This window comes from Streptococcus infantis, assembly GCF_047460825.1.
Taxonomy (GTDB): domain Bacteria; phylum Bacillota; class Bacilli; order Lactobacillales; family Streptococcaceae; genus Streptococcus; species Streptococcus infantis_V.
In genome coordinates, this window is the sequence record NZ_JASHFO010000041.1 from 1 (window position 1) to 12,039 (window position 12,039).

The 12,039-nt window shown below is 39.9% G+C and carries 14 protein-coding genes; 11 read left to right on the plus strand and 3 right to left on the minus strand.

Features of this window, described 5'->3' with window-relative positions:
* Positions 1-145: 145 nt before the first annotated feature.
* Together QM911_RS09185 and QM911_RS09190 are read right to left on the minus strand one after the other, a co-directional pair.
* Positions 146-1,003, minus strand: a complete 858-nt coding sequence (locus tag QM911_RS09185) for a YitT family protein (RefSeq protein WP_414313808.1) — start codon at positions 1,001-1,003, stop codon at positions 146-148.
* 62 nt (positions 1,004-1,065) lie between these two features.
* Positions 1,066-2,721: an NFACT family protein gene (locus tag QM911_RS09190; RefSeq protein WP_414313809.1), complete on the minus strand. Its 1,656-nt coding sequence runs from the start codon at positions 2,719-2,721 to the stop codon at positions 1,066-1,068.
* 104 nt (positions 2,722-2,825) lie between these two features.
* On the opposite strand from QM911_RS09190, the gene ybeY reads away from it, so the two are divergent.
* The 11 genes from ybeY (at position 2,826) to tehB (ending at position 11,447) form a co-directional block, all read left to right on the plus strand.
* Positions 2,826-3,323 (plus strand): rRNA maturation RNase YbeY, encoded by a 498-nt coding sequence (gene ybeY, locus QM911_RS09195; RefSeq protein ID WP_049503552.1) that lies wholly within the window; start codon positions 2,826-2,828, stop codon positions 3,321-3,323.
* The gene (locus QM911_RS09200) at positions 3,304-3,699 is read left to right on the plus strand and encodes a diacylglycerol kinase family protein (RefSeq protein WP_049503550.1); all 396 of its coding nucleotides are present in this window, start codon (positions 3,304-3,306) and stop codon (positions 3,697-3,699) included. Before ybeY ends, QM911_RS09200 begins: the two co-directional genes overlap by 20 nt.
* Positions 3,700-3,715: 16 nt before the next feature.
* The gene (era, locus tag QM911_RS09205) at positions 3,716-4,615 is read left to right on the plus strand and encodes a GTPase Era (RefSeq protein WP_049503548.1); all 900 of its coding nucleotides are present in this window, start codon (positions 3,716-3,718) and stop codon (positions 4,613-4,615) included.
* A gap of 48 nt (positions 4,616-4,663) precedes the next feature.
* Positions 4,664-5,488: a DNA-formamidopyrimidine glycosylase gene (mutM, locus tag QM911_RS09210; RefSeq protein ID WP_414313810.1), complete on the plus strand. Its 825-nt coding sequence runs from the start codon at positions 4,664-4,666 to the stop codon at positions 5,486-5,488.
* On the plus strand, positions 5,488-6,093 hold the full coding sequence (gene coaE / locus QM911_RS09215; protein WP_049503545.1) for a dephospho-CoA kinase: 606 nt from the start codon (positions 5,488-5,490) through the stop codon (positions 6,091-6,093). Before mutM ends, coaE begins: the two co-directional genes overlap by 1 nt.
* On the plus strand, positions 6,080-7,279 hold the full coding sequence (locus QM911_RS09220) for a multidrug efflux MFS transporter (protein ID WP_414313811.1): 1,200 nt from the start codon (positions 6,080-6,082) through the stop codon (positions 7,277-7,279). The genes coaE and QM911_RS09220 overlap by 14 nt, the downstream gene beginning before the upstream one ends.
* Positions 7,279-7,428, plus strand: a complete 150-nt coding sequence (rpmG, locus tag QM911_RS09225; protein WP_001809104.1) for a 50S ribosomal protein L33 — start codon at positions 7,279-7,281, stop codon at positions 7,426-7,428. Before QM911_RS09220 ends, rpmG begins: the two co-directional genes overlap by 1 nt.
* A gap of 39 nt (positions 7,429-7,467) precedes the next feature.
* Entirely contained in the window at positions 7,468-7,701 is a 234-nt protein-coding gene (gene secG / locus QM911_RS09230; RefSeq protein ID WP_000282514.1) for a preprotein translocase subunit SecG, read from the plus strand.
* A gap of 98 nt (positions 7,702-7,799) precedes the next feature.
* The gene (gene rnr / locus QM911_RS09235; protein WP_414313812.1) at positions 7,800-10,142 is read left to right on the plus strand and encodes a ribonuclease R; all 2,343 of its coding nucleotides are present in this window, start codon (positions 7,800-7,802) and stop codon (positions 10,140-10,142) included.
* Positions 10,105-10,572, plus strand: coding sequence for an SsrA-binding protein SmpB (smpB, locus tag QM911_RS09240; protein ID WP_153224728.1), 468 nt, complete (start codon positions 10,105-10,107; stop codon positions 10,570-10,572). Before rnr ends, smpB begins: the two co-directional genes overlap by 38 nt.
* A 14-nt stretch (positions 10,573-10,586) precedes the next feature.
* The gene (gene tehB, locus QM911_RS09245; RefSeq protein WP_414313813.1) at positions 10,587-11,447 is read left to right on the plus strand and encodes an SAM-dependent methyltransferase TehB; all 861 of its coding nucleotides are present in this window, start codon (positions 10,587-10,589) and stop codon (positions 11,445-11,447) included.
* A gap of 393 nt (positions 11,448-11,840) precedes the next feature.
* On the opposite strand, the gene QM911_RS09250 is transcribed toward tehB, so the two are convergent.
* Positions 11,841-12,039 (minus strand): transposase (locus QM911_RS09250; protein WP_414313814.1); only part of this gene is annotated, 199 nt, incomplete at its 5' end.

Genomic DNA, 12,039 nt, shown 5'->3' on the forward strand with positions numbered 1-12,039 from the left:
TGATATTCAAGAAATTATCAACCACAAAGCCCTCACTTAGATTATACTTCTAAATGAGGGCTCTTGTCTTTATTTTCGTGTTTCTGTGGGTGACGGCTATGTCGTCATGGCTGTCTGTCCCAGCCTCATTTTTGATATCTAGATATTAGGAAGTTTCTTCATTCACAAATGTGAAGCCTTCCCCAAGAATTTCGTGAGCTTCAGTGATGGTAATAAAGGCCTTAGGATCAATCGTATGAATCAATTCTTTCATCTTAACCATTTCATTTCTTGCTACGATACAGTAGATAATTTTTAAATCTTTTTGACTGTAGTAACCTTGTCCAGATATAAAGGTGACACCTCGACCTAACTCTTCATTGATTTTATCTGCCACTTCCATAGGCTTTTGAGTGATAATCATAAAACCTTTTCCAGCATATCCGCCTTCACCAATCAAGTCAATAACTCTTGAGACGATGAAGTCAAATAGAAGTGTATAAGTAACGAGACGAAGGTCTTGGAAGATAATTAAAATGAGCATTAAGATGAGGAAGTCTAGTGCAAAGAGTAATTTCCCTACGGAGATATTGGTGTACTTGTTCAGGATTCGAGCGACGATATCTGTTCCTCCAGTGGTACCACCAGCATTGAAGATAATACCTAGACCAAGTCCTAAAAGAACACCCGCAACTAATGCAACAATAACCAGATCTCCCTCAAGATTAAAGCTGAGAGGAATCTTTTCAAAGATTGCTAGCCAAATAGATAAGGAAATGGTTCCGAGTAGGCTACTGTATAGGGTCTTCGCACCAAAAATTTTCCAGGCTAGAATGAATAATGGGATATTGATGATGAGGTTCATCATGGAGATAGGGATGTTAAAGAGATAATAGGTAATCAAGGTGATTCCCGTTGCTCCACCCTCGAATAAGTGGTGGGGCACAACGAAATACGTGAGTCCGAAGGCATAAATGGCTGCTCCGAATATTATGGTTAAAATAGATTTAATATGCCGTAGCATTGAACGCACCTCCCATTTTTATTTGAGTCTATAGCAGTAACAGCCCACCAGTATACAAGACTTTATTTGATTTTCATGGACTGAATCTTTTCAGGGGCGGGTGTGACACGGAGGGTCTTTTGCCCAGTATAGGTGACAAAACCAGGTTTTCCACCAGTTGGTTTGTTGAGTTTTTTAACTTCAATCATATCCACCTGAACGAGGTTGGAGAGACGTCCTTTTGAAAAGTAGGCAGCGAGTTCCGCTGCGTCTGTCTTAACCTCATCAGTAGGATTGAGATTGCCTGAGATAACAACGTGACTTCCAGGAATATCCTTAGCGTGGAACCAGAGTTCTTCTTTACGGGCCATTTTAAAGGTCAATTCCTCGTTTTGTAAGTTATTGCGCCCCACATAGATGATTGTTTTTCCATCACTAGCTAGATACTGCTCAGGTTTCTGTCGTTTCTGGATTTTTTCCCTTTGTCTTCTGCGGATAAATCCTGTTTGGATCAATTCTTCACGAATTTCAGCAATTTCATCGAGTCCGGCTTGATTGAGAACTGTCTCTACACTTTCCAGATAGAGAATGGTTGCCTTAGTTTCTTCAATCAGGTCAGTCAAGTATTTAACAGCCTCTTTTAATTTCTGATAGCGTTTGAAGTAGCGTTGAGCATTTTGGTTTGGCGTTAGTGCCTTATCAAGTGCAATCGTGATAGGCTGGTTGGTGTAGTAGTTTTCCAAAATGACCTGATTTTGGTCATTGGGAACTTGATGAAGGAAAGTGGTTAGTAACTCACCTTTTTGTCGAAATTCTTCTGCGTTTTCGGTGGCCAGAAGTTCTTTTTCTTGTTTCTTTAGTTTTTGCCGATTTTTTTGTAGTTCGTTTTCAACACGTCGAATGAGTTCGCTAGCCTGTTGTTTCACACGGTCACGTTCGGCTTTATCCTTGTAATAGACATCAAGAAGTTGAGATAAGCTTGAAAAATGTCCTTCAATTTTAGTTGACAAAGGCACACAAGAAAAGGATTTATCTGTTAGGCAAGGTTTGGTTTCTTGTCCAAAGAAGTTCCGGAAAGTGGCTAGTTTATCATTAAGCAGTTGTTTTTCTAACTCGGTTGCTGTATCTCTTCCCAAACCTTGAAATAGGTTTTGAAGGTTTTTAGCTGTCAATTCTTGAGTTTGTAGGATTTCAAACAATTTTTCATCCTTGATGGTAAAAGGATTGAGAGCCTCTGTGCTTGGAGGAGCGATATAAGTAGCACCTGGTAATAAGGTACGGTAGCTATTTTGAGAGAAACCGATATGCTTGATAACTTCAAGAATTTTGTGACTAGACTTATCTACAAGGAGAATATTGCTATGTTTGCCCATAATCTCGATGATGAGTGTAGCCTGGATATGGTCCCCAATCTCGTTTTTATTGGAAACCGTGATTTCCACGATACGATCGTTTTCAATTTGCTCGATTGACTCAATAACTGCTCCTTGAAGATACTTTCTCAATACCATAATAAAAGTAGATGGCTGAGCAGGGTTTTCAAAGGTGGACTCTGTTAACTGGATGCGTCCAAAAACTGGATGGGCAGACAGGAGCAAACGATGACTTTTACGATTGCTACGGATTTGCAGGACCAATTCTTGGTCAAAGGGTTGATTAATCTTTTGGATGCGACCATTTAGTAGTTCAGTTCGCAATTCCTCAACCATGTGGTGTAAAAAAAATCCATCAAATGACATGATTCTCTCCTCGTGAATGTATTCCATAGTATTATATCAAAAAGGTAGAATAAAATCATAGAAATGTGATATAATAAAGCCAAGTAAAGAGAATCGAGAAGCACATGTATATTGAAATGGTAGATGAAACTGGACAAGTTTCAAAAGAAATTTTAGAACAAACACAGGAAATTTTAGAATTTGCTGCAAAAAAAATTGGAAAAGAAGACAAGGAAATGGCGGTCACATTTGTGACCAACGAACGAAGCCATGAACTCAATCTAGAGTTTCGTGATACCGATCGTCCGACAGATGTCATTAGCCTTGAGTATAAGCCAGAGTTGGAAATTGCCTTTGACGAAGAAGATTTACTTGAAAATCCAGAATTAGCAGAGATGATGTCTGAGTTTGATGCCTATATCGGTGAGCTTTTCATTTCCATTGATAAGGCACATGAGCAAGCTGAGGAGTACGGTCATAGTTTTGAGCGTGAGATGGGCTTCTTGGCAGTGCACGGCTTTTTACACATTAACGGCTATGATCACTACACTCCCGAAGAAGAAGCGGAGATGTTCGGTTTACAAGAAGAAATTTTGACAGCCTATGGACTCACAAGACAATAAACGAAAATGGAAAAATCGTGACCTAATATCCAGTTTAGAATTTGCCATTACAGGGATTTTGACTGCAATTGAGGAAGAACGTAATATGAGAAAGCATGCAGCGACAGCTCTTGTAGTTGTTCTTGCAGGTTTTGTTTTTCAGGTGTCACGAATCGAATGGTTATTTCTACTTATGAGCATTTTCATGGTGGTAGCTTTTGAGATTATTAATTCAGCTATTGAAAATGTAGTAGATTTGGCTAGTCACTATCACTTTTCTATGTTGGCAAAAAAAGCTAAAGACATGGCGGCTGGTGCCGTGCTTGTGGTTTCTCTTTTTGCGGCTTTGACAGGTGCACTCATCTTTCTCCCACGGATTTGGGATTTATTATTTTAAACAGTAAGAGGAAATTATGACATTTAAATCAGGCTTTGTAGCTATTTTAGGACGTCCAAATGTAGGGAAGTCAACTTTTTTAAATCACGTTATGGGGCAAAAGATTGCTATCATGAGTGATAAGGCGCAGACAACGCGCAATAAAATCATGGGGATTTACACCACTGATAAGGAGCAAATTGTCTTTATCGATACACCAGGTATTCACAAGCCTAAGACAGCGCTCGGAGATTTTATGGTAGAGTCTGCCTATAGCACCCTTCGTGAAGTGGACACCGTACTTTTCATGGTGCCAGCAGATGAGGCTCGAGGTAAGGGTGATGATATGATTATCGAACGACTCAAGGCTGCTAAGGTTCCTGTAATTTTGGTGGTCAATAAGATTGACAAGGTTCATCCAGACCAGCTTTTGTCTCAGATTGATGATTTCCGTAACCAGATGGATTTCAAGGAAATTGTTCCTATTTCAGCCCTTCAGGGAAATAACGTTTCTCGTCTAGTCGATATTCTCAGTGAAAATCTTGAGGAAGGTTTCCAATATTTCCCTGCGGATCAAATTACTGACCATCCAGAACGATTCTTGGTTTCTGAGATGATTCGTGAAAAGGTCTTACACTTAACTCGTGAAGAAATTCCACACTCAGTTGCAGTAGTGGTGGACTCAATGAAAAGAGACGAGGATACAGACAAGGTTCATATTCGAGCAACTATCATGGTCGAGCGGGACAGTCAAAAAGGGATTGTCATCGGTAAAGGTGGTGCCATGCTCAAGAAAATTGGGACTATGGCCCGTCGTGATATCGAGCTTATGCTAGGGGACAAGGTTTTCCTAGAAACTTGGGTCAAGGTTAAGAAAAACTGGCGAGATAAGAAGCTAGATTTGGCTGACTTTGGCTATAACGAAAAAGAATATTAAGAAGAGGTGGGCAGTAGCCTGCTTCTTGTTTTTAGAGAAGGAGGAGTTATGCCTGAATTACCTGAAGTCGAAACGGTTCGACAAGGTCTTGAAAAACTGATTCTAGGGAAGAAGATTTCGAGTATAGAAATTCGCTATCCCAAGATGATTAAGACAGATTTGGACGAGTTTCAAAATGAAGTGCCTGGTCAAGAGATTCAATCGATGGGGCGCCGTGGCAAGTATTTACTTTTCTACCTGACAGATAAGGTCTTGATTTCTCATCTAAGGATGGAAGGCAAGTATTTTTATTACCCAACCAATGTTCCTGAGCGTAAGCATGCTCATATTTTTATCCAGTTTGAAGATGGTGGTACTTTGGTGTACGAGGATGTACGCAAGTTTGGAACTATGGAATTGCTTGCTCCTGAACTCTTAGATGCTTACTTTGTATCTAAAAAGCTTGGACCAGAACCTACTGAACAGGATTTTGACTTAGAGAATTTTATAGCTGCCCTGAAGAAATCTAAAAAACCTATCAAATCGCATCTTCTCGACCAGACTCTCGTTGCAGGATTGGGTAATATCTACGTGGATGAAGTTCTCTGGAGGGCCAAGGTTCATCCAGCTAGTCCTTCTCAGAGTTTGACAAGAGCTGAAGCGACAGCTATTCATGAACAGACCATTGCAGTCTTGGGGCAGGCTGTTGAGAAAGGCGGTTCAACCATTCGCACCTATACCAATGCATTTGGCGAAGATGGGACCATGCAAGACTTTCATCAAGTCTATGATAAAGCTGGACAAGCTTGTTCACGTTGTGGATCCATTATCGAAAAAATTCAACTCGGTGGTCGTGGAACCCATTTTTGCCCAAAATGTCAAAGGAGAAAGTGATGGGAAAAATTATCGGAATCACTGGTGGTATTGCATCCGGGAAGTCCACCGTCACAAATTTTCTAAGACAAAAAGGGTTTGAAGTGGTAGATGCGGATGCGCTTGTTCACCAACTTCAAAAACCTGGTGGTCGCCTTTTTCAGATTTTAGTAGAGCATTTCGGTGAAAAAGTCCTTCTAGAAGATGGGGGGCTGGATCGTCCATTACTTGCCAGTCTGATCTTTTCTAACTCTGAGGAGAGAGAATGGTCTAAAGAAACTCAAGGACAAATCATCCGTGAAGAATTGGGCTCTTTGAGAGACAAGTTCAGTGAAATAGAAGAACTATTTTTTATGGATATTCCATTGCTTTTTGAACAGGACTATGCTTCATGGTTCGATGAAACTTGGCTAGTTTATGTAAGCCGAGATACCCAGCTGGATCGCTTAATGAACCGTGATCAGTTATCCAAAGAGTCAGCTGAAACTCGTTTAGCTTCACAGTGGCCTTTAGAAGAAAAGAAGAAATTTGCTACCTATATATTAGACAATAATGGCAGTCGAGAGCAGCTTTTGAGTCAAGTAGTGACCTTACTTGAAGGAGGCGATGCCCATGCAAAAGATTAGTTGGAAGGATAATCTTCGTATTGCTTGGTTTGGTTGCTTTTTAACAGGAGCCAGCATTTCTCTCGTTGTTCCTTTCATGCCTATTTTTGTCGAACAGTTAGGAATTGAAGGAGATCAAGTTGCCTTTTATTCAGGTTTAGCTATATCAGTCTCAGCCATTTCTGCAGCCTTTGTATCACCAATTTGGGGTATCTTAGCAGACAAGTATGGTCGAAAACCCATGATGATTCGTGCAGGGCTAGCCATGACTATTACTATGGGAGGTCTGGCCTTTGTTTCAAATGTTTTCTGGCTCTTGTTCTTACGCTTTCTTAATGGAGTTTTCACAGGATTTGTACCCAATGCGACAGCTTTAATTGCAAGTCAAGTTCCCAAAGATAGGTCAGGATACGCTCTAGGGACTTTATCAACTGGTGTTGTCGCTGGAACTTTGACTGGTCCCTTTGTCGGTGGTTTCATTGCCGAAATTTTTGGAATTCGAAATGTCTTTTTATTGGTTGGTGGTTTCCTGTTCTTGGCTGCTATCTTAACCATTCTTTTTATCAAAGAAAATTTTCAACCTGTGCCAAAAGAAAAAGCACTCCCTACAAAAGAGCTCTTTACTTCTGTTAAATATCCTTTTCTCCTGATAAATTTATTTCTAACTAGCTTTGTGATTCAATTTGCTGCCCAATCTATTGGTCCTATCCTTGCCCTGTATGTACGAGATCTGGGACAGAAAGAGAATCTCCTCTTTGTCTCTGGTTTGATTGTATCCAGCATGGGATTTTCAAGTATGATGAGTGCAGGTATCATGGGTAAATTAGGTGATAAAGTGGGCAATCATCGACTACTTGTCGTAGCTCAGGGATATTCAGTTTTCATATATCTATTATGTGCAAATGCGACTAGCCCATTCCAATTAGGCTTCTATCGTTTTCTATTTGGTCTGGGAACAGGAGCTCTGATCCCTGGTGTAAATGCACTCCTTAGCAAGATGACCCCCAAATCAGGCATTTCAAGGGTATTTGCCTTTAATCAAGTATTCTTTTATCTAGGAGGAGTGATAGGTCCCTTAGCAGGATCAGCAGTAGCGGGACAATTTGGCTATCACTCAGTATTTTATGCAACAGCTCTTTGTGTAGCTCTCAGTTGTTTATTTAATCTTATCCAATTTAGAACATTATTAAAAGTGAAGGAAATCTAGTGCGAGTAAAAATCAATCTCAAATGCTCCTCTTGTGGCAGCATCAATTATCTAACCAGTAAGAACTCCAAAACCCATCCAGACAAGATTGAGGTCTTAAAGTATTGCCCTAAAGAAAGAAAAGTGACTCTACATCTTGAATCTAAGTAGAAATTATGGTAGAATAATAGGGATTTTAAGGAGTTTGATATGTATAACCTATTATTAACCATTTTATTAGTATTATCTGTTGTGATTGTGATTGCAATTTTCATGCAACCAACTAAAAACCAATCTAGCAATGTATTTGATGCCAGTGCAGGTGATTTGTTTGAACGTAGCAAAGCGCGCGGTTTTGAAGCTGTGATGCAACGTTTGACAGGAATTTTAGTCTTTTTCTGGCTAGCCATTGCCTTAGCATTGACGGTATTATCAAGTAGATAAGAAAATAATGGGCGGGACTAGGTCTTTGCCTATTTTTATTTTTAAAAGAAATAAGGTTTTACACCAAAAAGAAAATATTATAAATCTAGAAAGTAAACATGAAAGATAAAATAAAAGAATATTTACAAGAGAAGGGGAGTGTCACAGTTAATGACTTGGCCAGTGCTCTCGGGAAGGATGGTTCGAAGGACTTCCGTGAGTTAATCAAAACTCTTTCCTTGATGGAACGTAAGCACCAGATTCGCTTTGAAGAAGATGGTAGTTTAACCCTAGAACAGAAGAAAAAACATGAGATTACCCTAAAAGGAATTTTCCATGCCCATAAAAATGGGTTCGGTTTTGTGAGTCTTGAAGGTGAAGAAGACGATCTTTTTGTTGGAAAAAGTGATGTTAACTATGCTATTGATGGCGATACTGTTGAAGTTGTCATCAAGAAAGTTGCTGACCGTAACAAAGGAACTGCTGCAGAAGCAAAGATTATCGACATCCTAGAGCACAGTTTAACGACAGTTGTTGGGCAAATAATTCTTGATGAAGAAAAACCAAAGTATGCAGGTTATATCCGTTCTAAAAACCAAAAAATAAGTCAACCGATTTATGTGAAAAAGCCATCTCTCAAACTGGAAGGGACAGAAGTTCTCAAGGTTTTTATCGATAAATACCCAAGTAAGAAACATGACTTCTTTGTGGCGAGTGTCCTAGATGTGGTTGGACATTCAACAGATGCAGGGATTGATGTCCTTGAAGTCCTAGAGTCTATGGATATTGTCTCAGAATTTCCAGAGGCTGTTATTAAAGAAGCAGAAAGTGTACCAGATGCTCCATCCCAAAAGGACATGGAAGGCCGTCTGGACCTGAGAGATGAAATTACATTTACCATAGATGGAGCAGATGCTAAGGACTTGGACGACGCAGTTCACATCAAGCCCTTGAAGAATGGAAATTTTGAACTTGGAGTTCATATCGCGGATGTTTCTTATTATGTAAAGGAAGGTTCTGCTCTTGATAAAGAAGCCCTCAATCGTGCGACCTCTGTCTATGTGACAGACCGTGTAGTTCCAATGCTACCAGAACGCCTTTCAAATGGCATCTGTTCTCTTAATCCTCAAGTAGATCGTTTGACCCAATCAGCTATCATGGAAATTGACAAAAATGGTAGGGTTCGTAATTACACCATTACGCAGACAGTTATCAAGACAAGTTTCCGTATGACTTATAGTGATGTCAATGATATCCTAGCAGGTGATGAGGAGAAGAGACAAGAGTATAAGAAAATTGTTCCTAGTATTGAACTCATGGCCAAGCTTCATGAAATTCTTGAAGGTATGCGGATTAAGCGTGGAGCTCTCAATTTTGATACCAATGAAGCTAAAATCTTGGTTGACAAGCAAGGGAAACCAGTAGATATTGTTCTTCGTCATCGCGGTACTGCAGAACGTATGATTGAGTCCTTTATGTTGATAGCAAACGAAACGGTTGCAGAGCATTTTAGCAAGCTTGATTTACCTTTTATCTATCGTATCCATGAGGAACCTAAAGCTGAAAAAGTTCAGAAGTTTATTGATTATGCTTCAAGTTTTGGCTTGCGAATCTATGGGACTGCCAGTGAGATTAGTCAGGAAGCTCTTCAAGACATCATGAGTGCTGTTGAAGGTGAGCCTTATGCGGATGTTCTCTCTATGATGCTTCTGCGTTCTATGCAACAGGCTCGTTATTCTGAGCATAACCATGGGCACTATGGCCTGGCAGCGGAATATTATACCCACTTTACCAGTCCGATTCGCCGTTATCCGGACCTCTTGGTTCACCGAATGATTCGTGACTATGGACGTTCCAAGGAAATAGCAGAACATTTTGAACAGGTTATTCCAGAGATTGCGACCCAGTCTTCAAATCGTGAGCGCAGAGCTATCGAGGCAGAGCGTGAAGTTGAAGCTATGAAAAAAGCTGAGTATATGGAAGCATTTGTGGGTGAAGAGTATGACGCAGTCGTTTCAAGTATTGTTAAATTTGGTCTTTTTGTTGAATTGCCAAATACAGTCGAAGGCTTAATTCACATTACCAATTTGCCAGAGTTCTATCATTTTAACGAACGTGATTTAACCCTTCGTGGTGAGAAATCAGGGACAACCTTCCGTGTGGGGCAGCAGATTCGTATTCGTGTTGAAAGAGCCGATAAGATGGCTGGTGAGATTGATTTCTCCTTTATTCCAAGCGAATTTGATGTCATTGAGAAAGGTTTGAAACAGTCTGGTTGTAAGGATAGAGGTCGTCGTTCGGATAAGAAAGAAGACAAGAGAAAAACTAGCCGCTCAAATGATAAGCGCAAGCATTCTCCAAAAGACAAGAAGAAAAAAAGCAAGAAACCTTTTTATAAGGAAGTAGCAAAGAAAGGAGCTAAGCATGGCAAAGGGCGAGGGAAAGGTCGTCGCGCAAAATAAAAAAGCAAGCCACGATTATACAATTGTTGATACCATTGAAGCAGGAATGGTCCTCACTGGTACAGAAATCAAGAGTGTACGAGCAGCCCGCATCAATCTGAAAGATGGGTTTGCTCAGGTTAAGAATGGGGAAGTTTGGTTGAGCAATGTTCATATTGCACCCTATGAGGAAGGCAATATCTGGAATCAGGAACCAGAACGTCGTCGTAAACTTCTCCTTCATAAAAAACAAATCCAGAAACTGGAGCAGGAAACAAAAGGGACAGGGATGACTCTGGTTCCACTTAAAGTCTACATCAAAGACGGCTATGCCAAGCTTCTTTTAGGACTTGCTAAAGGAAAACATGACTACGATAAACGTGAGTCAATCAAACGTCGTGAGCAAGATCGCGATATCGCGCGTGTTATGAAAGCTGTTAACCATCGATAGAAAGAGTGAAGTAAATGGAAAAACTAGTTGCCTATAAACGCATGCCTGTCTGGAATAAAGACACCATGCCAGAAGCTGTTCAAAGAAAACACAATACCAAGGTCGGAACCTGGGGCAAGATTACCGTATTAAAAGGGGCTCTTAAGTTTATTGAATTGACTGAGGAGGGGGAAGTTATAGCTGAGCACCTCTTTGAAGCAGGTGCTGATAATCCTATGGCGCAACCTCAAGCTTGGCACAGAGTGGAAGCTGCCACAGATGATGTAGAATGGTATCTGGAATTCTATTGTAAACCAGAAGATTATTTTCCTAAGAAATACAATAGCAATCCAGTTCATTCGGAGGTTTTAGAAGCTATGCAGACGGTCAAGCCATGTAAGGCACTGGACCTAGGATGTGGTCAAGGAAGAAACGCCCTCTTTCTCGCTCAACATGGATTCGATGTCACAGCAGTGGACCAAAATGAGCTTTCCCTTGAAATGTTGCAAAGCATTGTGGAGCAAGAAGATTTAGAAATGCCTGTTGGTCTCTACGACATCAATTCAGCTAGCATAGGTCAAACTTACGATTTTATCGTATCAACGGTTGTGCTCATGTTTTTACAAGCAGAACGTATTCCTGCTATTATCCAAAACATGCAAGAACAAACCTCTATCGGTGGCTACAATCTTATCGTTTGTGCCATGGACACGGAGGATTATCCTTGCTCAGTGAACTTCCCATTCACCTTTAAAGAGGGAGAATTGGCCAATTACTACAAGGATTGGGAGTTAGTGAAGTACAATGAAAACCCTGGTCATTTACACCGTCGTGATGAAAATGGCAATCGTATCCAACTACGCTTTGCAACAATGTTGGCTAAAAAGATAAAATAAACATACATGAAGGTTGGGAAAAACTCAATTTCAGGAGAAAACGAAGTAAATTTTCCCACAATAAAACGAATAATATCAAGGTTTTTACTACCTGATACTATGCGTTTTTTGATTATATATAAGCTTAGTTTATAAAATACATGTTATAATAAAGATATGGCATATATAGTGGATTGAACCTAGAATAGTACACTAAGGATTCTAAAACGTTTCTAGAAATTAATTTGACTTTCCTAATCTCTTTGTTCATATCTTATTTCAATCCACTATATAACAAGAAATTAATGAAGAACTAAAAGAGAGAGTCACAAGAAACGTGACTCTCTCTCAGAACGAAGACAAACGCCAAAAATGACGTTTGTCTTTTTATCTTTTCAAAAATAGTTTGTCTCATCATCTGATATTCCATTCAAAAATCTGTATTTGAGAAAAATAAAAAGGGATATTTCCTATCCATTTCACCAGTTTTTTGATATTTAAACACGCCAAAGTAAGCCCAACCTGATCCTCCATTTTGGACTTTCCTTTCTCTCTAGTGTATCTCAAATTATGGTACTCCTTAGCCGTTCCAAAGAGTCGTTCAATTGTTTCT

What these genes read in the sequence shown, in the direction of transcription:
- tehB (WP_414313813.1), top strand. Translation starts at nt 10,587, where the DNA reads ATGGAAAAACTAGTTGCCTATAAACGCATGCCTGTCTGGAATAAAGAC.
- QM911_RS09190 (WP_414313809.1), bottom strand. Translation starts at nt 2,721, where the DNA reads ATGTCATTTGATGGATTTTTTTTACACCACATGGTTGAGGAATTGCGA.
- coaE (WP_049503545.1), top strand. Translation starts at nt 5,488, where the DNA reads ATGGGAAAAATTATCGGAATCACTGGTGGTATTGCATCCGGGAAGTCC.
- era (WP_049503548.1), top strand. Translation starts at nt 3,716, where the DNA reads ATGACATTTAAATCAGGCTTTGTAGCTATTTTAGGACGTCCAAATGTA.
- rnr (WP_414313812.1), top strand. Translation starts at nt 7,800, where the DNA reads ATGAAAGATAAAATAAAAGAATATTTACAAGAGAAGGGGAGTGTCACA.
- QM911_RS09200 (WP_049503550.1), top strand. Translation starts at nt 3,304, where the DNA reads ATGGACTCACAAGACAATAAACGAAAATGGAAAAATCGTGACCTAATA.
- ybeY (WP_049503552.1), top strand. Translation starts at nt 2,826, where the DNA reads ATGTATATTGAAATGGTAGATGAAACTGGACAAGTTTCAAAAGAAATT.
- smpB (WP_153224728.1), top strand. Translation starts at nt 10,105, where the DNA reads ATGGCAAAGGGCGAGGGAAAGGTCGTCGCGCAAAATAAAAAAGCAAGC.
- secG (WP_000282514.1), top strand. Translation starts at nt 7,468, where the DNA reads ATGTATAACCTATTATTAACCATTTTATTAGTATTATCTGTTGTGATT.
- QM911_RS09185 (WP_414313808.1), bottom strand. Translation starts at nt 1,003, where the DNA reads ATGCTACGGCATATTAAATCTATTTTAACCATAATATTCGGAGCAGCC.
- mutM (WP_414313810.1), top strand. Translation starts at nt 4,664, where the DNA reads ATGCCTGAATTACCTGAAGTCGAAACGGTTCGACAAGGTCTTGAAAAA.
- QM911_RS09220 (WP_414313811.1), top strand. Translation starts at nt 6,080, where the DNA reads ATGCAAAAGATTAGTTGGAAGGATAATCTTCGTATTGCTTGGTTTGGT.